Annotated in this window: 22 protein-coding genes; 8 read left to right on the plus strand and 14 right to left on the minus strand. The window is 47.4% G+C overall.

Annotated elements, in window-relative coordinates:
• Nucleotides 1–158: 158 nt before the first annotated feature.
• Together Dform_RS02525 and Dform_RS02530 are read right to left on the minus strand one after the other, a co-directional pair.
• Complete coding sequence (locus Dform_RS02525; protein ID WP_076003617.1) at nt 159–1,382, minus strand: radical SAM protein; 1,224 nt, start codon at nt 1,380–1,382, stop codon at nt 159–161.
• An 89-nt stretch (nt 1,383–1,471) separates the two neighbouring features.
• Nucleotides 1,472–2,848 carry a reductive dehalogenase gene (locus Dform_RS02530; protein ID WP_158513509.1) on the minus strand — a complete coding sequence of 459 codons (1,377 nt, stop codon included), beginning with the start codon at nt 2,846–2,848 and terminating at the stop codon, nt 1,472–1,474.
• Nucleotides 2,849–3,165: 317 nt separating this feature from the next.
• Between Dform_RS02530 and Dform_RS11520 the strand changes: the two genes are divergently transcribed.
• On the plus strand, nt 3,166–3,573 hold the full coding sequence (locus Dform_RS11520; protein WP_225973717.1) for a hypothetical protein: 408 nt from the start codon (nt 3,166–3,168) through the stop codon (nt 3,571–3,573).
• Between the two features lie 3 nt (nt 3,574–3,576).
• Here Dform_RS11520 and Dform_RS02540 read toward each other — a convergent pair whose 3' ends face one another.
• Nucleotides 3,577–4,473, minus strand: a complete 897-nt coding sequence (locus Dform_RS02540) for a hypothetical protein (protein WP_145925515.1) — start codon at nt 4,471–4,473, stop codon at nt 3,577–3,579.
• A gap of 4 nt (nt 4,474–4,477) precedes the next feature.
• The gene (locus Dform_RS02545; protein ID WP_076003621.1) at nt 4,478–5,110 is read right to left on the minus strand and encodes a hypothetical protein; all 633 of its coding nucleotides are present in this window, start codon (nt 5,108–5,110) and stop codon (nt 4,478–4,480) included.
• A 751-nt stretch (nt 5,111–5,861) separates the two neighbouring features.
• Between Dform_RS02545 and Dform_RS02555 the strand changes: the two genes are divergently transcribed.
• A complete protein-coding gene (locus tag Dform_RS02555; protein ID WP_076003623.1) occupies nt 5,862–7,649 on the plus strand; it encodes a recombinase family protein in 1,788 nt (595 codons plus the stop codon).
• Nucleotides 7,650–7,695: 46 nt separating this feature from the next.
• On the opposite strand, the gene Dform_RS02560 is transcribed toward Dform_RS02555, so the two are convergent.
• Genes Dform_RS02560 through Dform_RS02570 form a run of 3 tightly spaced genes read right to left on the minus strand, consistent with a single transcriptional unit; the run spans nt 7,696 to nt 9,290 of the window.
• A complete protein-coding gene (locus Dform_RS02560; protein ID WP_145925516.1) occupies nt 7,696–8,223 on the minus strand; it encodes a hypothetical protein in 528 nt (175 codons plus the stop codon).
• The gene (locus Dform_RS02565) at nt 8,213–8,947 is read right to left on the minus strand and encodes an ImmA/IrrE family metallo-endopeptidase (protein ID WP_076003624.1); all 735 of its coding nucleotides are present in this window, start codon (nt 8,945–8,947) and stop codon (nt 8,213–8,215) included. The genes Dform_RS02560 and Dform_RS02565 overlap by 11 nt, the downstream gene beginning before the upstream one ends.
• Complete coding sequence (locus Dform_RS02570; RefSeq protein ID WP_076003625.1) at nt 8,940–9,290, minus strand: helix-turn-helix domain-containing protein; 351 nt, start codon at nt 9,288–9,290, stop codon at nt 8,940–8,942. The genes Dform_RS02565 and Dform_RS02570 overlap by 8 nt, the downstream gene beginning before the upstream one ends.
• Nucleotides 9,291–9,940: 650 nt before the next feature.
• Between Dform_RS02570 and Dform_RS02580 the strand changes: the two genes are divergently transcribed.
• The gene (locus tag Dform_RS02580; protein ID WP_076003627.1) at nt 9,941–10,390 is read left to right on the plus strand and encodes a hypothetical protein; all 450 of its coding nucleotides are present in this window, start codon (nt 9,941–9,943) and stop codon (nt 10,388–10,390) included.
• Nucleotides 10,391–10,985: 595 nt separating this feature from the next.
• Nucleotides 10,986–11,234 carry a helix-turn-helix domain-containing protein gene (locus Dform_RS02590; RefSeq protein ID WP_076003629.1) on the plus strand — a complete coding sequence of 83 codons (249 nt, stop codon included), beginning with the start codon at nt 10,986–10,988 and terminating at the stop codon, nt 11,232–11,234.
• A gap of 307 nt (nt 11,235–11,541) precedes the next feature.
• Here Dform_RS02590 and Dform_RS11185 read toward each other — a convergent pair whose 3' ends face one another.
• The 6 genes from Dform_RS11185 to Dform_RS02620 all read right to left on the minus strand — a co-directional run bounded on the left by Dform_RS11185 (nt 11,542) and on the right by Dform_RS02620 (nt 16,243).
• Entirely contained in the window at nt 11,542–11,880 is a 339-nt protein-coding gene (locus tag Dform_RS11185; protein WP_145925517.1) for a hypothetical protein, read from the minus strand.
• 97 nt (nt 11,881–11,977) lie between these two features.
• Nucleotides 11,978–12,247, minus strand: coding sequence for a hypothetical protein (locus tag Dform_RS02595; RefSeq protein WP_076003630.1), 270 nt, complete (start codon nt 12,245–12,247; stop codon nt 11,978–11,980).
• A gap of 110 nt (nt 12,248–12,357) precedes the next feature.
• A complete protein-coding gene (locus Dform_RS02600; protein WP_076003631.1) occupies nt 12,358–13,524 on the minus strand; it encodes an HNH endonuclease family protein in 1,167 nt (388 codons plus the stop codon).
• On the minus strand, nt 13,521–14,717 hold the full coding sequence (locus Dform_RS02605; RefSeq protein WP_083635321.1) for an adenine-specific methyltransferase EcoRI family protein: 1,197 nt from the start codon (nt 14,715–14,717) through the stop codon (nt 13,521–13,523). Before Dform_RS02605 ends, Dform_RS02600 begins: the two co-directional genes overlap by 4 nt.
• A gap of 160 nt (nt 14,718–14,877) precedes the next feature.
• Nucleotides 14,878–15,246 carry a pepsin/retropepsin-like aspartic protease family protein gene (locus Dform_RS02610; RefSeq protein ID WP_076003632.1) on the minus strand — a complete coding sequence of 123 codons (369 nt, stop codon included), beginning with the start codon at nt 15,244–15,246 and terminating at the stop codon, nt 14,878–14,880.
• 271 nt (nt 15,247–15,517) lie between these two features.
• Nucleotides 15,518–16,243, minus strand: coding sequence for a helix-turn-helix domain-containing protein (locus Dform_RS02620; RefSeq protein ID WP_076003634.1), 726 nt, complete (start codon nt 16,241–16,243; stop codon nt 15,518–15,520).
• Nucleotides 16,244–16,303: 60 nt separating this feature from the next.
• On the opposite strand from Dform_RS02620, the gene Dform_RS11780 reads away from it, so the two are divergent.
• The 4 genes from Dform_RS11780 to Dform_RS02630 all read left to right on the plus strand — a co-directional run bounded on the left by Dform_RS11780 (nt 16,304) and on the right by Dform_RS02630 (nt 20,395).
• Nucleotides 16,304–16,510 (plus strand): AbrB/MazE/SpoVT family DNA-binding domain-containing protein, encoded by a 207-nt coding sequence (locus tag Dform_RS11780; protein ID WP_425481068.1) that lies wholly within the window; start codon nt 16,304–16,306, stop codon nt 16,508–16,510.
• Nucleotides 16,455–16,673, plus strand: coding sequence for a hypothetical protein (locus Dform_RS11190; RefSeq protein ID WP_158513455.1), 219 nt, complete (start codon nt 16,455–16,457; stop codon nt 16,671–16,673). The genes Dform_RS11780 and Dform_RS11190 overlap by 56 nt, the downstream gene beginning before the upstream one ends.
• Nucleotides 16,674–16,771: 98 nt before the next feature.
• Nucleotides 16,772–17,857, plus strand: a complete 1,086-nt coding sequence (locus Dform_RS02625) for a DnaB-like helicase N-terminal domain-containing protein (RefSeq protein ID WP_076003635.1) — start codon at nt 16,772–16,774, stop codon at nt 17,855–17,857.
• Between the two features lie 933 nt (nt 17,858–18,790).
• The gene (locus tag Dform_RS02630) at nt 18,791–20,395 is read left to right on the plus strand and encodes a recombinase family protein (protein WP_076003636.1); all 1,605 of its coding nucleotides are present in this window, start codon (nt 18,791–18,793) and stop codon (nt 20,393–20,395) included.
• Here the strand turns inward: Dform_RS02630 and dnaN are convergent.
• Nucleotides 20,307–21,437, minus strand: coding sequence for a DNA polymerase III subunit beta (gene dnaN, locus Dform_RS02635; protein ID WP_076003637.1), 1,131 nt, complete (start codon nt 21,435–21,437; stop codon nt 20,307–20,309). The genes Dform_RS02630 and dnaN overlap by 89 nt on opposite strands.
• Nucleotides 21,438–21,479: the final 42 nt, after the last annotated feature.

The following is a 21,479-nucleotide window of genomic DNA, read 5'->3' on the forward strand; positions in this document are numbered from 1 at the left end:
CAGCCTGTCACACCCCCATAATAAGCCAAAGTCAAGGTCCCACACAGATCTTGACTGTAAACGGGCAAGAGACGATGGCAAGACTTTCCCGATCTACGAATTGGGTACCGAAAATTCACTCGGCTTTTTCGTGTAGGTGCGCTAGAATTCTTGATGATCTACGGAATATTGAGCATCAACTCTTTCACAAAGTGTTTAAGTTCAGGACTGGAATCTTCAGTCATATCCTGGGCTAAGGCGGCAAAGCGAAAAGCGTCTTTCCATTGACCAAGTTTGTTTGCGGCTTCAGCAGCAATATAGGTCGGGACAGCCGTTCTGGCCCAGATATCTGCCTCACGATACAGAGTCAGAACAAGTGTGTAATCCTGGTCTGCGATAGCTTTTTGCATCTTTAAGGCGAGATCTGATGCAGAAGGTATAGAATCGTGATTGAATGCAATATCATGCCAAGCCAGGCAACCACCATAGCATCGGCCTGTCCTAAAATGATCGCATTTATTACACTTTTCAAAGGTTCCCTGTTTTAGCATTTGAGTGTCTACACGCTTGTGATACCAATTTAGTATTCCCTCTTGATTGTTAAAATTCAACAAGTTCACTCTTTTAATCCTAGAAAAGGCAAAACACCTAAGGACTTCCAATTCTGGTGTCACGTCCAAAACAGGACCACACGTTCCAATACGTGTTGATGTACCCGGATGATATTGCCTCACCCATGCAAGTTGTGATTCATTGAAAAAGCATAATGGGACCGGGCAATCTAACATTGCATCAAGATTCAGCCGGGACGCCTCCTGAAGCATGGTAAAACAAGCATTGCTCAATTCAGCGTATTGCGAAGGGTTGACGACTTTGCTAGGAAAATCGATTTGTGGATTCGCTACGGTCCACCGGAAATTCGTTCGTGCAAGACTGTTGGCTAACTCTGGCATGAATTGGGGGTCGAAATCAGTCCTCCAGACGTTAAAGCCTAGAACAACTCGGAACCCCATTTTTATTGCATGTTGGATATTATTAATGACTTTAGAAAAATGTTTTGGATTTTTGTAATCCCGTGGTTCGTTTACATTGAATACAAGTCCGAAATCTTCAGGCAGTAAATTGTCAAGTAATTTCTTATTAAAGACCCCACCGGTAAGTATTCTCAAATTGGTAGTCGGACAAGTTTGCCTAAGTGTTTTTACAATGAGGTTAAGTTCGGGATGTAAAAATGGTTCTCCACCGAGTAAAGATAAATATTCCAGATTTGATGAACGGGCCCAATTTGTGAATTTTGATACATTTTCCATGGAGATGAAGTCACTAAATTTCCCTTGTCTCTCGGCAGTTTCAAAACAATAAGCGCATGAATTTGTGCAATTCCTCGCTAATACTAAGTTCATTATCATCACCAATTAATGTTATTTGCTAAAAAATAGGGTGGCTTTTGGCCACCCTATTGTAGCTGGAATCGAGTTATTTAACTAGCACATTATTGAGTTGAAACACCAAGAATAACATCACGTTTGTAAGTGGTCAGATCTCGATTCCACCAGGTATCTTCACTCAACGGTCGTTCATACCCGAACAATCTATCCATACTTGCGAAGAAGCCATTGAATACAGAGGTTGTGGACATGACAGCGCCTACGGTCTTATGAATTGAAGCTGCCGCGCTATTTATGGCGTTAGCTGGGCAGTTCGTGTGACAAAGACCACAATCCTGAGGGGCTCCAAAATCAATGCAATTCTTCCAATTTATATGCCATTTCTTTGAACCCTCTCGGTTACCACAGACAGGTTCCCAAAAAGGCTCGGTTTCCATTGATTGAGCACTACTCGGACACGCTTCCGAACAAATTTTACATGTTTGGCAGAAACGCATTAACCCGGCATCAATTGGTTTCGTGACCGCCAAAGGCATGTCAGTGATAAGGGTGTTCATTTTGCGAAGTCCTAAGCCATACTCGGGAGATATGCCCATTGTGGCTCGCGACTCCTCTGTCATCCCTGCTAAAATTCCCGCAGGAACATTTAGCGGACCCGCACTTAAGGCTTGATAACCCAGAGCTTTGATATATGTTTGGAGGCGATGTTGAAGGATGGCACCGTCAAAATATGCCATAAACCCTGCTGCGTGATGTGCCGTGCCAGGATACCCCTTGTTCGGTCCGGATTCATCAACACCGCCGGCAAACTTGTCCGCTTGGTGGTTTTGGACCACCATTTGAGTAATTAGCCATTTGCACTTGTTTGGGAGAGTGGTTCTGTCACTTGTAGCTTGGTCAATATCCGCATAGGTTTTAATTGAATCACCCATTAATTTTTTTATATTGGCATCAATTTGAACGACGCCCAGATGCGGTGATCCAAAATAATGGCTGGCTGAAGCAAGAGTACGGTAATTTTCTTCCGGTGTTCCCTCAAACTTTGGCACACCAATTGCTGTGGGGGAATGCCCTGATTTATCCACATCCCACCCACGCCAATCATACGAACTTCCTAAATCACGGTCTCTCAATGAATCGCTGATTGCCAGCAGTCGTTGAGATGAGCGATCCATATTTTGAAGAATGCCATCTTTCCTTCGTTGTGCCCTGGAAGCCGAGATTTTAGCAGAAATTTCAGTTGGAGATTTGTAAGCAGTAAAAGGTTTTGAATAGTCCAAAATCGTCCAATCGATTTCAACAGTAGGGTTGTCGACTTCTTTGACATACCACGGTAGATTGTGTTTGGCAGATGTTGACATAAGCTCATCAATGTCGTGGAATTTGGGACTTATCGCGGCAGCCGCTCCAACTCCTATCCCGGCTATACCTAACCCCTTCATAAAATCTCTTCTGCTGACTGTTGAATGGAATTGCGACATTTTTTCTCCTCCATACTTTATTTTGGTGATTAAGTAAATATATGCCTTTATATCGAAATGTGTCATCGTACTAAAGGACTAATCCATATTGTACTTTATGCTGATTTATACTGTTAATAAATCGCGGTGCTGAACAGGAAAGGCATTGAATTAGATGTTAGGTTGAAACTCCGCAATTTAGCTTTTCTAAACGAAATAAAGACCATTTCTCAACTTCTACTGAACTCCGAAAACAAAATGAAATAGATACTAAAGCGTTAGATTCGGGCGATCTCGAAAATGACATTCGGGATATATCCCGTAGGCTCAAAGGATATGTGGGACAAGAACGTCGATTGATGAATGCTCTCCGCATGGAGGATGCTTCACCTGACGTAATTTTGTATGAAATGAATCAGATGAAGCGAGAACGTGAGGCTGATGAAAAGCGGCTCTCAAGCCTTAATGAAATGAAAGAGCACGTTTCCAAGACGGTTGATCTTGAAAACTTCCTGAAAGAATTATGCTCGAAAGTTATTGCTGACCTGGATAACTGCTCGACCCAGGATAAGAAGGACGCCTTCACTTATTTGGATTTGAAAGTGAAGGCGTCCAGCCACTCAGTAGATATTAAGGGTTACGTTGATCTAAAGCTAATCACCACTGGACAAACATCGGGATGTCAGATTGAAAGGACGTACGAGTGGCCCAACGGAAATGATTCGGTTGCGATAATGCCCATTTGAATATCACTGGGACAAATGTGAGACAGTGTGGAGAATGATACGTTTCGCGAGTTTTTGTTTGTCATTCAATTCGACATAATCTATATCTCTTGAGTGATCGGTTTTCCCATGAGCGGCTTTTTTATCTCTAGTTCTTTGCATTCTAAGAACTTTTTTGATTATCGTTTCTTCGGCTGACCCGAGGTGACTTCCCCCAATTACTTCATCGGGATCTATGCCTTGAGCAACCATTTTATCCCTCAACCGATCAATATTTGAGGGAGGTTCACCAATAATCGCCTCAATAGCTTTGAAGGCGTTTTGGTACGCCGTTTCAATATTTGCCTTTTCCACTATTGAAGTTGGTATTTCATTATCAAGTATAATTTCCGCGATATCTTCTTCGCAAAGCCATATCTTGTGAATACTTTCTCTGTAAAAGCTGGCCGAATTCATAATTGATTGATTTTTATAAAAAACAGGCATTATTTGCAATGCCTTATATAGGGCAATATTGGGAATTCCGATTGCCGCATGATATCGAATGAGATTATTCGTTTCATAATCATCAATGTTGCGTGTGCGTAAAATACCATCAGATGTGATTTGTTCACTATGAATCCGGACCGGTATCGGGGGTTCTTCCAATGTTAAATCGTAAAGAACCGCAAGTGTAACCATTAGAGCATCAGCAAACGCTTGCGCATCTGTTTCATCGATTTCCCCATCCTTTGAGGAGAATACGAACCGCGCATTCATGCCTCGAACTCCAGTTTCAGAATTCGAGCTTTCTAACGTCACTTTAGTAAGAGTTACTCCGATACTCTCAAGTCTTATATCTGCGATGTCCTTTATACAGCCTTCCTCATCTATAAAACTACTACTGTCCGGATATATGAGGCCTGTTAATAAATATGGCATTTCGCTACTTCAAGTCCGTTTTAGGTTCAATTGGGTTTTTCAGTTTAGTCCCCTCATCTTCGACCAAGGCATAACCATAAGAGAGCATTCCACTTAGGAATAATATAATACAACCCAACAACAAGAATTTACCGGATACATAATCAGTGTAGTCTTTAATAACATCCGGTGAGATGTGAACGTCTAACATAGTCTGCGATATCACGAAAATCGCAAATAGTCCGAACGTTATCGTATAGATAAACAGCGATAGTCCTAATAAGTAAAACGTAGGCTTCGCGTCCAGCTTCCCTTTGAATTGTGAAGATGTACTTGTTTTCTTCCAAATTTTGCTAAACGTAAATTTTCCAATTGACCATAACGACCCCAGGACTATGAATATGAACACCATCAAAAGCATAAATTCTTGTATTGTGTTCGGGAAATATACCCCTGCTATCCAAAAGGTAATTGCGAATAGCAGAAGCACTAAGGACATGGATCCAGCAACTTTCCTTACTTCTTTCCTTTCATTTTCTGACTCGATTCTCGAATACACCTGATAGAATCTTTTCCAAAGTCCCGAAAGAAGATAGAGGACGATTGATATGATTGTCAAAGCTACAATACATACTAGAGCGGCAATTTCTCTGTCCATGCAACCTCTCTTTACGATTATCGCCTTTTATTTTTGCGTTTTAGTTTCAAGGTGTTTGACCCTCTGTTAATAGGGCTGGGGAGTATATTTTCAGGTGCTACCGGAACTTTTACTACCGGCAAAGAGACACCAATCCCCTTGTACATCAGTTCCCGGATAAGGCTAGTATAAGGCTTACCCCGCCGGGCTGCTTCGGTCTTAAACTTCTCCAGAAAATCATCCGGTACTCTGACAGTCACCGGGGTTGTGTTGCGACCTTTTGACATGACAAATTCCTCCCTGTATTACACTATACGCCAATCGTAAGCGGGGGTTCAACTTATTACCTGTTTTGGCGCAAAAGACTTTTTTGGGTTCGATTTGAACGTAAAAACGTCCTTTACAATCGTAATGTTCCGATTTGCGGCTATTGACAAGCCCATAAGACGGGCATCGGTTTTCGACCGCTTAACCCGCAGACCTGTCGCCTCGATTCTACGTCCCCGGCGCGGTGGCTCCCGGTGCTCGGAAAACCTGCGCCCCGGCTCCGCCAGATCGCGCCGGTTCGACGGTAGTCTCAAGGGAGACATCCAGCGTCTATGCGAGTCCGAAAGTCCGACCTTGTTTTCCTTTCGGGCCGGACAGCCTAGCACACGCGCGCAGCCCGTCAAGGTAAGCTGCTTCGCAGCCGCGTCGCGGCCTTGACCGCCTGCTTGTCCGCGTGCGCCCCTGCGGTCGGCTGTCCGAAAGGAAAATCAAGCTGGAGGGAACGATGGTAAATCAGATATTGGCAACAAATAATTCTTGTCTTATCGCTAAAACCGATGTAAAGTTCCGAGATCCGATTTTGAAGGAGTCGCCAATGCCCCCAACCTTGAAGGCAGCTATTTACTGTCGGGTGAGCACCGATGACCAAGAGAGGGAAGGAACAAGCCTGCAGACCCAACAAGCGGCTTGTGAGGAGTATTGCCAGAGGAAAGGCTACAACGTCACCCATCGGTTTATTGAGGCTTACTCAGGTTTAACTCTTGACCGTCCTAAACTTCGAGACCTCCAAGGTAAAGCAAGATCCCACGATTTTGATGTTATTGTCATTTATTGCCTTGACCGAATGACAAGGAATCCGACCCACGGCGTCATCCTGGGTGAGGACTTCACCAGGCTGGGGATTAAACTTGAGGCCGTTACCGAAACCATTGAGAGTAGCGAATTGGGAAAACTGATTAGCTACGTCAAAGGGTATGCCTCGAACCTTGAAGCCGAGCGAATTAAAGAGCGCACAATGCGCGGCAAGATGGCGCACGTTAAAGCCGGGAAATTACCACAAGGAACGGGCATCGGCGTTTATGGCTACCAGTGGAACAAGGACACCGGACGCCGGACGATCATTGAGCATGAGGCAAAAACGGTGCTGCGAATCTTTGCCGATGTTATCGCCGGAAAGAGTGTTAACAGTATTGCCCTATCACTGAACAAGGATGAGATACCGACTAAATCAGGTTCTCTTTGGTTCCCATTGACAGTTAGAAGGATTGCACTTAATTCGACCTATGCCGGATTAACTTATTATGGCCAGACAAAGCGAGTTGGCAAGAATAAGGTCATTGCTCAACCCAAAGAAAACTGGGTGCTTCTCCCCGATGTCACCCCGCCCATCATCACCCAAGAGATGTTCAATAAGGCACAGGAAGCAATCAAAAATAGGCATGAAGTCAGACCACTTAAACAAAACGCCGCGTATTTGCTAACGGGTTTCATGCGTTGCCCGAAATGTGGCTCAACTATCGGCGGGACTATGTTATCGGGAAAATATCGTTATTATCAGTGTCGCGGGTCCAAGCCGACAGCAACAAGGGCAAAGATTTGCGACGCCGGTTATATCAAGGCCGATGAGATAGAGGAGAATGTTTGGTATAGGTTGATTAGTGTCGCCACCGAACCATTGAAAATGGACGGAATCAATACCACAGAAGATGATTCAACAAACCTTTTGCCGATTCTGGATAAACAAATTAAAGAGTTGAGGGTAAAACTCAAAGCTTATCCCCAGAAAGAAAAGAACCTTTATGGATTGCTCACGCACGAACAGGTTACTAGTGAGTATGTTCTTGAAGCTGTGAGCAAGCTTAAAGAGAGACTAGCTGAGGACGAACAACAACTTAAAGGCTTGGTTGAGACGCGGAAACGGATTGGCGCATCGGCTCAAATAGCACTTAGTTCAGAGCAGAAAAATAGCCTAGTGTTAGAAAAGTTGTTTGAAGCCACCACCATTGAGGATAGGCGCCGATGGCTTCAGGCAATGAGAGTGAAAATAATCGCCCAGCCGGGCAGTTTCAAGATGATGTGCTTTTACGATGCCAAAATCGATTATGCGGATTTCCTCGAAAATCCGGACGCCGACTTAGAAAGTGGCGACCCGATGCCTGACGTTAACCAGCCTGTGTACGCCGACTATGCCAAAAGTGTTAAGGATTTAGTCACCATTGAACGAACATCGGGATGTGCGTGGAGTTACGAGGGAGATTCAATCCCATTTCAGCGAACGCTAAGGCCAGCATAGTAGCCATCCCGGAGACAGTCAAGCTCGCCAAGTCACATTTGAGCGCTCAAAGGACGATGCCCTTTAGCGCCAGATATCCATCAAAGGTGGATGACGGCAATCTGCGTCTTTTCCTTATCATTCCTTCCCAAATCGAATTGGCAGTAGCTCGAGTAATGAAAGAAATCCTACAAGCTTCGAGGAGGATATCACAGGTGGTGATAAGTCGCCTAGTATTTTGCTGACAGTAGTTGAATACGTCCGCGAGATTATTACTTCCCATGGTTCCCGGATGGTGCTTTAAGTAAGCCATACAGGCCGCTTCTCCACTCCCGTAAATTCCCGAATCTACTAACAAGAAATATTCCGTTGCTTCGGGAGAACCTGTAATAAATTCAACTGTTCCCATGTGACCATCAGACACGCACTTTTGAATTTTCTCGAAGATGTGCTGAATCCTCTGTAATTCAACCAGAACTTCTTCGGGAACAACCATATTTTTTGAGAACATTGCACATAAAATGTCAGCCCGGTTTACCCAAGCGAAACTCGATAGTAGATCGGTGTCGAGCACCAATGGTGCCTCAATCAACAACGTCAAGAGTATCTTCCTGGTTGATTATATCGAGTAGGTCTGCATCAGCTAAAATTTCCTCGTATTTGGATGCTGTTATCAGATTGCAGTCAAATGCCTGTTGGGCTTTCGCGGCATAATCCGAGATCAGAACTTTATCATTCGTAGGCTTGTATAAATCAACGGGCTTACCTAACCTCAGAACACCGCTTATGACGTCCAAACAAAAGTTGTTAGTCTCATCACGAGAAATAAGCTTCATGCCTTCGAGCCGCCGACACATTGAGCGCCGGCTTACTCCGAAGAATTGCTCCAGATTTACTATATTCGATAGGGTGAGCGGCTTATCCTTGATGCCAAGTTGCATCAATTGATAGAGGATACCATCTTCGGGCATTAATAGATGCTTTGCGAAGAGATCTGCCAACTCCTCGTTTTGGGCTGGATTAGACAGTTGCTCGGTTTTACAAAGGCGGTTCACTAACTCAGTATCGCAGAGGCAATGGAATAACTCATGGGCGATGGTGAAGTGTTGGTGCCCAAGAGTTTTCGAGGAATTTACGAATATGCACCTAACCCTCTGTGTCTTTACGGTAGCCCCTGAAATAGAGCTCTCAAGTGGACGTTTTATACAGCAGATATTGAAAGCTTCAATCGATCTTAATACGTCGAGATATTCGATTGATTGCAGGCCTAGCTTCAGCCTAGTTTCGATTGCTAATTGTCGCGCTAAGGTTTCAGACACAATGGTTGTCTTCCAACATTGCAGATAGTTTGTCCAAATTCATCGCGATTTTGTTGACCTGGGCAATTATTGAAATATCACAATCGCTCAAATCACTGACTCTAAAGGCCATTGAAACTTGGGGTTCTGGAGCAAGGGGAGCTTCTTGAACGAAATGGGACGCTCGGTAGCCATATAGATCAGCAATTTTACTTAATGTAACGGTACTAATTGGGCGCGCTCCAGTTTCGATGTAAGATATGACTTCCCTTTTTATCCCAAGAAACTTAGCCACATGTTCTTGAGTGAATCCCAGGCTTTCTCTAGCAGCTTTCAATCGGCTTCCAATCAATTTCGCATCCATTTCAGGCCTCTGTTACAATGTAACTTCAATCAACGTGATGATTGTAACATCGACGTTACACAAGAGTCAATGGGTTTGACTTAACAAATGAAAATAAATCCGTCGTTAAGCTGTCAGATGACTTTCTTTAATTTGCCACCCTTTGCCGCGAATAGTGATTGAATCTATGACCATAGAATACGAGTTGTTGTTTCCCAATCGCATCGAACACCGATTTAATGGCTAAAGCAGGGTGTATAATAAGTTACACGACTGAGGAGGCGCTGTTTATGGTTTGTATTGTGGTTACTCCCCCTACGACCTTCCCTAGGCTAACTGTATTACCGGCTATATTGGCGATCCTGGCCGTGCTGTGGGTTAGCTTTTATTGTTTTGATAATCGGGATGGTAGGCGGGTACACAGTCCCCATGGGTCAACGGTTGCAGAGATAATCGTGTCCGCGGCTCAAGGTTTTCTTGCTGTCAATGCTGACCTTGATTCAGATGGAACAATCAGAGCCACAAGTGAGTCAACCGTCCCGGTGAACATCACAAATACAGCACAAAGTGATGGAAGGGATCTCGGAGACAATTACTATGGTTTGAATCCAAAAGAGTCTTATACATTCGTTTTCCAAGAACCCATGATCATTACTGTGGTTGCTGCCTAGATGTCTGATACCATTATCGCAGCGATTTTTGGCCTAGGTGGCCTTGTCTTTGGCGTAGGGATCACCGAATTTAATCGATCCAGAATAGAAAGAGGTCGCCTTCGCAAAGAATCGTTTTATAAAAGGCTGCAAGCCCATCAACAAGCCTTTGGCCAGTGCCAAGACTTGGGCATAGCAGTCACCGATATTGATCTCGAAAGGATCAAGAATATCGCTTCCGAAGGGCTTAAGTGGTGGAATTATAGCTGCCTTTACTTAGATACGGTGTCAAGATCGGAATTCCTAACCCTGTTTCATATAGCCCAAAAATACGCTGATGGGGTGGAGAATGCCAGACGGATCATCTGGGAGCAACTCACCAAAACCGAAAAATCCATTCTACGAGGGATCAGGATGGAATACTTGCCCGAAGGTTGCCCACTTCCTGAGGAACTCCAGGCGGTTATTTGATTAAAGAGTAGTACCGCAAGAACAGTTTCATCGGTTGATAACAATGAACAAACGTGCCATTTGTCAAGCGCCTATTTCAACTCTAACAAATCCGCCTTGACTCTTAGGGCGTCGTTGGAGCCTTCGCTTACAAAACCGTCTCTGGCGACAGCCCAATTGAGATTCCCCCAATATGTCCTTGAAATAGGGGGGCCGCCGGTGGGCCTAAAGTAGACCTGCCAGCCGCTATACGGGTGTCCCAGCACATCTTGACCAACAGCGGATTCAAGATATATAGCTTCCACCCAAGTTTGCGAACTAAGGTCGGCAAGGTATCGGATTGCGTTTGGGCTAGATGCTAATCCGTTTAGGTAGGCGTTAACTTTGCTGATTGCCCAGTTTTGGTCAAGTACCACGACGCGCGTATCCGGGTCTTGAACAACGTTTTGGCTGCATCCGAAAACGCCGACAGCTAGAAGACTGATTAACACCAAGGCTAAAAGCAATCTCAGGGGTCTGTTCACGTAATCCTCCGGTGGGAAAATTCCAAAAACGAATATGACTATATTCGATAATCGAATAACTGTCAAGACTCTTTGCCTTATGATTTCATACGATGAAAGAGGGCAATCTAGTGGGAAAGAGGGTACGTGAGGCTCGCTTAGCTGCTAAGCCACCTGTCACCCAGGAAGACCTTGTCGCCCGGCTTCAAATCCAAGGGTTAGACCTTAATCAAACCATGATCTCGAAGATCGAAAGAGGGCAAAGGTCAGTTTCGGATTATGAGTTACTAGCTTTAGCAAAGGCTTTGAAGGTTAAAGCCGCTTGGCTACTCGAAGGGGATGAGAGCGAAGCAACTCGTTGATTAACGGAAAACTTGAACAGCAAAATCTATTAAACCGACGGCAGCGATGAATTCATACACTCATCCATGGCCATTCGATTTTGGCAATCCAGGTGATGATTTGCACTAACCCCCAAATCGCGGCGATGAGGCCAAGGCATCCAAGCAGTAACTGGGTACTAAACTCATCGTTTGCCTTCTCTTGCGCCGGTGTTAGCCTGCGAGGTACATAACCTCGCCGTCTCCCACGATTTTCACTTGGGTCCCACTGCGAGAAGTTAGTCATTTGATGAAACTCTCAAGAAAAGCAATGGTTTGACGATTATCATCATTCCTTCAACAACTCTCGTCCTTTCGGGGTTAGTTGATATATTGAGCCATAAATTCCCCCGGGTATGGTTGTTATATAGCCTAAAGGACGAAGGAAACGATAAGCAACCCGAGTCCCACAATAGTCACGCCACAACTCTTTGTGATGATTAGGGGTTATTTTCAACCATTCTTTTGATGGGTCGAGATTGGCATGGAATTTCTCATAGAATTTGTTTTCTATTTCCCCTAATTCGGCCACACCTCCAAGTAAGTCTAATATCTTGAGTACAGGAACTATAAAGTCCTTAACATGGGTTAAAACGTATGAAGCAGAATCCGTTGTTACATCTGGCATAAGTCAACCTCACATTGGACGCATTTTCACGGGTGAAAGGGCATATAATTTCTAAGGAATCGCCTAAATACGTCATTCTTTTGATGATCTCGCAAACTCAGATAAACGGCTTCACCAGATATATCTCAATCTGGTCGTCTCCGTCCGATTTGTGATTGAAAAACTCTTTCACCTTCAATACTAATCGGGCACTTGGATCAATTTCGCCATTTTTTAAGGCAAGTAACTCGGACAATTTAATATCCAAGACGTCAGCCACATTGTTATCTTTGGATAAATCTTTGTCCCAGTTGACCACCTTGAATAATTGCATGATATAAGCGTACGCGGTTTTTCGGGAGTGGCGAACAGCATTAGATTCGTTCATTGATAGACTCACTTAGCTAATCGTAAACACCTTTAACACCTCATCCCCGTAGTGGTTGATGACCCTAAGGGCAATCTTGCCGGTCTTTGGCGGACAGCGGTACGCCCATGCTATCGATTACCTTTGGCCTGATTGTGGGTAATGCAGAGCATCTGGCAATTCTCAGACGAACTGCCGCCGCCCTTACTCCATGCGGAAACGTGGTCAGCGTCCATTTCGTTAAGCTTATAGATTCTGATCTTGTTCGCGTTGTTTCCCATCGCGCAGAGCGGACAGTTGGACTCGCCCTTCGCTTGTGCCGCGCTCGTTTGCTTCTCATAGACTGATTGCTTGGTGGCATCATCGAACACTCGCACATCCAGGAGCGTCGTATTTTGCGAGCCGCCGAGAATATATGCGAAGACGCCGCGACGGTTCTTGATGTACGGGTCGCCATAGAGTCGCTTGACCTCGGCGGAAACTTGCGCCGGATCATACGACTGGGAGTGATATTGCTCGTAGAGCTTGCCCCACTCCAAACCCTGCATCTCTTTCTTTACGTCTGTGAAAACCGTTGAAACCCAATCGATCACGCTGTTGAAATAGGTCTTCAACCCGTTGATGTTCTTGTCGTAGCGATGCCGACTCATGTAGGCGGCGATTTCTCCCTTACTCACCCACTCCAATGCTCGCTCAAGAAAATCCTGACGATTGATGCTGCCCTTGATGTAGGCGCTCCACTTCTGGATGTTCGCGTTCTGGCCGTTGCTGAACTCTTCCCTGGCCTTGGTAACGAAGGGCCCGGAAAAGATGGCGTTCAACTTTTCCTGCTCGTTGAGCGGTACACCGGCGATGTTGATTGTCTCGAACCACTGCTTAATCTCGGGCTCAGAGCCCTCGCACTCATAAATCAGCAGCATCGAGCGAAGAATTTTTTCCCGTTGCTCCGGGGCCATCCCGCCAAAGTTCTTAGGGTTCCCGTTATCCATGATTGCAAACTTGTCGGTAACGAAACGCCCGATGCTGGTAATGCGTTGCTGGCCGTCGAGAACCTCGAACTTGTCCGCCGCGACGGTGTTGAAATAAATCAATCCCAGCGGATACCCCTGGAGCAGTGATTCAATGACCGCCTGTTCTTTCTTTCCCCCGCCCTCGGCGTAGATGTAATTCCGCTGGTACTCCGGCTGAATGGTGAGCTTCCCGCCCAAGCCAAACAAGCCCTTGCCTTCGAGTTGGTTGTAGACGAACCCGGCGCAGATGTCGGCGACAGTTAGGTTGGTTCGGAGGGTGGTTTTCACTCTTTCTTCCCCTTTGCTGGGCGGCGGTGGCGGATGACAATGCGCTTGTAGAGCGGCGTCTTCGATATGACTGGGCCATTCCAGTTCATTGTCTTACCTTTTGTGACGATCTCGGTCATTGTCGCGCCCAGTTCAGCCCCATGCGTCCCGGCGTTGAAGCTCCCCATGATCTCGAATTGGTCGGGGTTATACTTATCGAGGAAAGTAATCGGGACGCCCATCATGCCGTCGTAGTCACTGGGGATTTCCTTATACGTTGGAACTTCGATCGCATCGAAGTTGTCGTAGCGATCGTAACGCCCCTTGTCTTTCATGTTCCGACTGAACTTCAGATTCTCGGCCATGGTCATGAGGGGTAGCACTTGGTGCCGGCGTCCATGGTCTAGGTTCGTGAACCACATGATGCGTCCCATGCTGAAGTACTTGACTCCGTTCGCAATCTTTTTGCGGGATTCGGTCTGGATGTCGTAGTCGTCGGGGACTTGAAACCATTTCGTCCCGCCGTTGTCAACTCCGAGCCACAGCTTGTTCTCCTTAATGAGTTGAAAAATCTCTCTGTAGGTGATCGCGTTCTGATCGCCGAGGATTAAAAACTTCTTACCGTGTTCCACGAGTTGCGTGACGTATTCGCGAAACAGCGAGAAAGGCGGGTTGGTCACGACGATATCGGCTTCTTTGAGGAATGCGATGCACTCGGCGCTGCGGAAGTCGCCGCCGGGGTATTTATCCGGGTTACCTTTGAGGGCGCTGCGGGCGGCCTTGTTGTGTTTTAGGAAGAGTTCAACATCGGTAACATTCGCGGCGCCGTCACCGTCTTCGTCCTTCACGTGCTCAATAATGAATGCTAGTGCCTTCGGCTTTTGGCGCTTGCCGTTGCCTTCGTTGTATTCCGGGAACAACGTGCCCTGCCCCGCGATGGGGGAGCCGTCATAGCTGGTGGTGATGAGTTTCTTAAGGCCGAGCTTGTTGAAATTGGCGGCGAAGTACTTGAAGAAATTGCTCTCGAAGGGGTCGTCACAATTGCAATAGACAACCTTGCCGCGGAAGGTGTCCGGGTCGAATTCTAGGTAGGCTTCAACTTCTTTCTGGATGTCGACGTACTGAGTGTAGAACTCGTCCTGCTTGGCAGCCTTGGCGGCGCTAAGGCTGCGGTTGAGAGGTTTGCTCTCTATGACGTCGTTTCGGTCTAACAATAGAAACTAATTCCTTCAGTCTATTGACGCCGGGCTCAGCCAGTTACACAAGAACCCTCTCAATGGGCTCGGATACCAGCTAGTTAGTCAACAACTATATGGCCGACTGCGTTGGATGTCAAGGTGTCTATCCAACAATATACTATTTGAGCCAATCAGTTCAACACTTGCACGACACTCCAATAGCCCCACCAAGATCATCCGAAAATGATATGACGCAGCAATTGTCCCGCATAATGTCGCTTCCAACGATGGCTTCGTGCCCCGCCATATTCTTTTTATCTGCTATTCCTACCAACGTGAGCTTGGTCTGGCCGCCGACGGTTAACGCAACCACTCCGAGTTCGGCGGGAAAAGTATGCCCTGTCACACCTACGATCTGTGTTGATTCATCCAACAGGATGGCTCCCATTTGGCTGGCGCGCTCTTTGCTCACCATAGTTAAGCTGCAGCCCGAGTCGAGAAGCGCCTCAATTTGTGAACAAGCTTTCCTGCCACAGCCCGTGATATTGATTGTAGGTAATTTCATGTCGATCCTCCATTCATCTGTTGCCTTCGATGTTAAAGACCGCTCATTCCGTCTGTCAATAGTATCTCAATGGCAGGAAGACGATGATAATCGGTAAAAATTGGTGTGTGTCTGTCCTTGGTACTTGTTCACATGGTCGACGGGTTGCGGACAGCAATTGAGGCGGATGCGGACACGACCGTCATTAAAATGGAATGGTTAGGAATGGAGTGTACCATGGACAGTAAAGTGTCCCGAATGGCCGGATTGATGGCGGTTGATTTGAACCGGTTTAAGGTGAAGGGTGGATAGTCTGTTGAGGGCACCATTGACATTTTGAGTTCAAACCGAATTTAGGCCAAGCATTTTCGTCACCATAAAATGCGATAACCTCTAAGCCTCCAGAAACGATGAGTGGATATGCCATATTCACTCTCTCCATGCGTGTTTCGAGAGATGCGGAGCCTTTGCCATCTTGGGAAGGCAGAAAAAGGCTATCCCGTGTCAATTCAAGCCGCCTGGCTTGTGCTCCTAAGTGACCAGCTAGCATTGGCCATCTTGAATCAGAGATCAGATATGTAAGCGCCTTAAAGTAAGCATTCTCTTTGACTTCCAAATGCGTGGGATCATCGATGTCGCCGATAAGGTTAGCGCTATCCCAGGTTTTTCTAGCGAGTTCTTGAAGGCTTGCAATATGCTCTTTTTGATATGCACCATTGGGCTTAACCTGAGATTGCGATGAATTGTTATCAAGGTCAGAAGGAACTACAAGAGGTTTTTGGTTTGGTTTGCCAGCCTTGACCCGTATTATTTCGGATTCAAGAATATGCCATTTACCGTGTGTGCCAATCTTAGTGGCTTTAATTAGACCGGAATTGATGTGTCGCCTGACAGTCCGACCTTCCCTGTCGAATCCCAGTATTATTGAGGCTTCTTGCACGCCATAGGTTCTTTCGCTCAACACGTTTTCGTCCACAAACAAACCGCCGATTTGGCCCAGTTTGGCCGATTTGTCCATTTTTCCCCTGTAGGCTAGTTGCTATCCTATAACGGAATCGTTAACGGGAGCAAATCTGAAATGCCTAGTGAAACAAAGCGAACCGTGATTAATCTAGGTCAAGGCAGTCTTATAATCTGTCTCCCAAAAGATTGGTTGCGGTATCACCATATTCGAGCCGGGGATAAGGTAAGGGTCGTGACTAACGGTGTGATCACCATCGAGCCTTTAATTGCAGATGGTCGAAGTGGCAATAACCGGGGTAGCCAAGGTGATTCCGCCGATTAAATGCCTAATCGAGGAGTCTACAGCTTGTTCAAGCCAAGAACAGGCTTGGTCGAAACTTTGGCGGTTGTTATTACAAAAACAGCTAGCGAAAGAGCCCTTTGAATTAACAAATCCAAATGATGGTATGGAAGAGAACAAGGACGACCATGGTGGAGCACCATGAACAAGGCGTGAAAAGCAACAATAGAAGTGGATTAGTATTAAGCCCAACAGTGAAAACGTTGAGGGTAACTGTCGGGCTTAAGGAAGTAGGACAGGAATATGGCTCCACGCAAACCTCTTTCCGACCATGCGCCTACGCATGACGAGAAGGCCGAAGCCGCCATTATCGCCGCCATATTCACTGAGCCTGAATGGTTACGTGAACTTGAGCTGACGCCCGGCGACTTCTATGACGATGACCTAAGACGTTTATACGAGACACAACTCGAACTATATGTCAGCAATAACTCCGTGACCCCGGATACCGTCTCCAGGGCAGTAGCCGGGAAAGTGGAGCAATGGGTCATCGACGGCGTTCTCAAAAATGCCAATGGCACCGACCCCGTTGAAGCGTCCAAACTGGTACGGGAACTCTGCCTCCGGCGTGTCACCTTGAGCCTGTTTGCCAAGTGGTCAAACGCCGTGCTGACCATGGGAACCGGCGAGGAAGTGATGAAGGCCGTCAGCGAGTGTTCAGCCGAGCTTCTTGGACTCGGATTAGTCAAGGGCCACCGCTCGGTCATCTTCAGCAACCCGATCAAAATCGACACCGCCGACCCGACTTACCGGTTCCATGTGGAAACTTTGGACGGCCGATACAAGACCGATGTCTCCTTTACGGCCCGTGAGCTTGATCGGGAGTCTGATTTTGGCCGCAAAATACGCAACGTGCTGAACCTTAATCCAATTTTGCCAAAAGACTTCAAGTCGCTTATCAATCGCTTGGTTACCACATGCAAGATCATCCCGGCACCGTCGCAGACCTCAGAAGATGATTTCATTGTCTTTTGGGTGCGTGAATGGTTTGAGCGCGCCCAGGTTGCCACGGCGAAGAAAGACCTTGCTCATGGGTATATCGTTCGTAATGGATACCGCTACTTCGTCCAATCACAGCTTCTGGCCCATCTTTCCAACAAGCTCAAACGCGCGATCTCTGCCAGTAGGCTCGTACAGGTTCTTGAGTCATACGGCTATCAAGACCTCAATACTCGCGTCTCCAGCAAGGCCATGCGGCTCCACGGCCTGCCTGAAAGTTTCTTTGAGCAAGGGGCAATGCCGCCATCTGAAGAAGTGCCCGACCTTTTCACCGAAACCGACAACAACCCAACCGTTCCGCCGCCAACAACTGATGAGTTTATGATATGACAGTAACATTCCTTAACGTCACCATGTGGCCTCAAGCCCTGCGACCAATAAATCGGCCTTTTATATATATACAAAATAAAAAAATACACACCTCTTTTGAAAATGTATGTCGCTAATGTCGCTTAAACCTAGTCTACCGTCGCTAATGTCGCATGTTGCTTTTGTTGCTTTGAGTGCGACATTAGCGACAGGTGTTAAAGGTTATCAACTTAATAAAATTACCACCTATCTGGAAGTCGCGCGCGCGCGATGCTCGCTATGCGAGGGCAAAAATTCCTATATATATTAAAGGGCGATTTGAAATGATAGTTTTCCAGCAACAGCGGAGTCTTGGCGACTGGTGCGCCTTTTACATTGGCTTGATCATCATGGTTCAGGAGTTGGATGAGGCGGCCAAGGCCCAAGGATGGCTGACCGACCGCATTGCCTACCGGCTTACACTGGCATCCTATGGGCGGCTGTTGGCTGGGTGGAAACTTCAGGTCAAACCTCTACTGTATGCGGAAAATGGTTCGGGAACAAAACGCCCCCCTTCAATAGATAGTAGGCGAGAGCCCTCCTGGTGGCGAATGCGCCATTTCCAGCCATTCCCTGCCGGATTCTATGCCTACCAATCTCGAGCCTGCCATATACACTACTCGATGACAAAACCCACTTCCTCAACCGCTCCATCATTCCCAAGGGTGGATTGCTCTTGAAGCCGGTTTGGAGCTATCCCAAGCGGTATCTCTCCGTTTCATGGGATTGTCGCCGAGTAATTTTCCAAACGAGTAAAACTTCTGCGGGAATCATCATCGGAGGCAAACAGCTATGAAATATCAAACCCTAACTAGCGTTTGAACCTTTACAATATGCCCTATTGTAAATGCTGGAGGTCAACTTTGAGCGTGTGATACCCTTCGATATGGGATTTTCAACGTAAGGGGGCACAAAATGAACACGGGAGCGATCTACGCCAGGGTAAGCACCGAAGATCAAGCCACTGGCGGAACGTCACTTGGAACTCAAGTGCAAAAGGCGATGTTGAAGGCTCAAGAACTAGGCTGGAACGTGCCTGAAGGCTACATCATCACGGAAGACCATTCGGGCAAGGACTTACACCGTCCAGGCCTGAAAAAAGCCCTAGAATTGGCGCGAAGCCGCTCGATAACCGGTATCATTTTTTTTACCCTCGACCGGCTTTACCGACCAGATCAGCCGGGTGACGAATGGCGGGTTTTCGAGGTACTACAGCGTTTCCAAGATCAAGGGGTTAAAGTTGAATGGGTAGACGCTTCCATATCGTCCCGCGAAGGCCCGTTTTCCGGTGTGATGATGTATCTCGACTCATGGCGAGCGGGTGAAGAACGACGGAAAATCATCGAGCGCACGGTACGCGGCAAAAAAGCACGCGCCTCGGAAGGCAGAATGCCGCAAGGAACAGGGAAGGGCATTTTTGGCTACGACTACGACGTCATAACTAAAACCCGGAGGATCAACGAGGCGCAAGCCTCGACGGTTAGGCAGCTATTTGATTGGACAACACAGGGATATTCAATTCACGGGATGGCTAAGAAGCTGAATGGCGACGGCATTCAGGCCTTTTCCGGGGGTCGGTGGCATCCATTAACTATCAGGCGCATAGTGACTAATTCTGTTTATGCTGGACAATCTTTTTATGGCCGCACGCAGCGCGTTGTTGATAAAGATGGTAAATCCCACGTTAGAGAGACGCCCCGGAGTCAGTGGATCGAAATGCCAGGTGTTACACCCGCCATTATCACGGATGACAAGTTTCAGGCTGCTCAGGCTGCACTTGGAGGTACGAAGCGACGGGTATTTTCGGAGCCCCGAAAAAATCTCCTATCAGGGTATATCCATTGCGGGGTTTGCGGTCACAGACTTACTGGATCAGTTCTTAAACAGAAATACGCCTATTATTACTGCCGCAACAATTGGGAACGTTACGGGCACACGTGTTCACAAGGTTACGTCAAGGCTCCAGAACTTGAAGCGAGGATATGGCAAACCGTGGGCGACATTCTACAAAACCCCGATCTGATACTGTCGGAGATGCGTAGGAGCCACAACCAATCCCTTCCGCACTTGGATGAGACCGAGAGCAAGCTCAAAAAAGAATCAGCGTCTTTAGCGGAACAAGAGAAGCGTTTGGTGAGGCTATATGCCTTGGGAGAGGTCAACGAGATGTTTATCCTTCAGGAAACGAGAACCTTAAAAACGCGTCAAGATGCAGCGCAGCGACACCTAGAGGAAATAAGAAAACAGCGTTTGCAGATTATGAGCCTGCTGGATTCTCAAGCCAGAATAACAGAAGCGTGCCAGTTGGTGTCAGCCAATCTAGCACGCTTAACCTTTGATCAAAAACGCTTGGCGCTCGAGGCCATAAAGACCGAGGTTTGGGTTTACCCGGATCGGGTTGAACTACGCGGCAAATTGCCTACGTCTTCCCTCACCATTGCACGAACATCGGCATCACAACATGGACGTAGTTGTCAGTTCCAACCGGCCTCAGTACACCGGGGGATGAGGGTCCGGTGACCTCGAGGGCGACCTGGTCTTCCGAGAGTACGCTCAGGACGTCCAGCAGGTATTTGCCATTGAAGGCTATCTTTGATTCTTCACCCGAAACCGCCGCGTCCAGTTCCGCCTGGTCATCGCCGATCTCTTCGCTACGGGCGGTGATCGACAACCGGCCGGGCGCCTTGCCTCCACCCGGTGTCATGATCAGGCGAACTATGCCGCCGCCATCACGGGCGAAAATCTGGGCGGTCTTGGCAGCCATCAGGAACTGCGCGACTTCGATAACGGATCGGGTGGTGTGGGACTGGGGAATTATCTGGTTGTACTGCGGGAAAGATCCCTGGAGCAGTTGAGACACCAACTCGATGTTCTTGAGTCGGAAAAGGATCTGGCTCTTCTGCGAATCAACGGTGATGCCGATGGTTTCTTCGCCGTCGGTTATAAGCCGTGAAACCTCGGACAGGGTCTTGGAGGGGATGATCGCCTTGACTTTCTGCGAGGCCGGTTCAGCCAGGGCCATCTTGTAAACGGCCAGCCTGAAGCCATCGGCGGCGGCAAGGGTCAGGACTCCGCCGTCAAACTCGGCATTGATACCCGTTAAAACCGGCCGGCTCTCATCAGTGGCGGCGGCAAAAACGACGCGGGCGATGCCTTTTTTAAACTCGTTGACATCAATTTTGACCGAGACCCCGCCCTCAACCTTGGGGATCGGCGGGAAATCCTTGGCGTCAACGCCGGTCATGCGCGCCTCAAAGCGGCGGCACTTGAGGGTCATTATCTTTTTGGCGGAAAGGGCGATCTCGATCTTGTCATTGGGCAGGGTGGCGACGAAGTCGGTAAGGAGCTTGGCGGGAACGGTGGTGGCGCCCTCTTCCTCTACCTTGGCGCCGATCCAGCAGGACACGGCCATTTCCAGGTTGGTGGCCGACAGTTTCAACCTTCCTTCATCGGTGGAAAGGAGAACGTTATTGGTAATCGGCAGGGTCGAGCGAGACGCCGCGGCGCGTCCGACTATCGCCAAGCCCTTGGAAAGGTTCTCTTGTAAGCAGGATAAACGCATTTTGGGGTCCTCCGGTTCTAACTAGGTAGTGTCAGATTATAT

This window comes from Dehalogenimonas formicexedens (genome assembly GCF_001953175.1).
GTDB lineage: Bacteria > Chloroflexota > Dehalococcoidia > Dehalococcoidales > Dehalococcoidaceae > Dehalogenimonas > Dehalogenimonas formicexedens.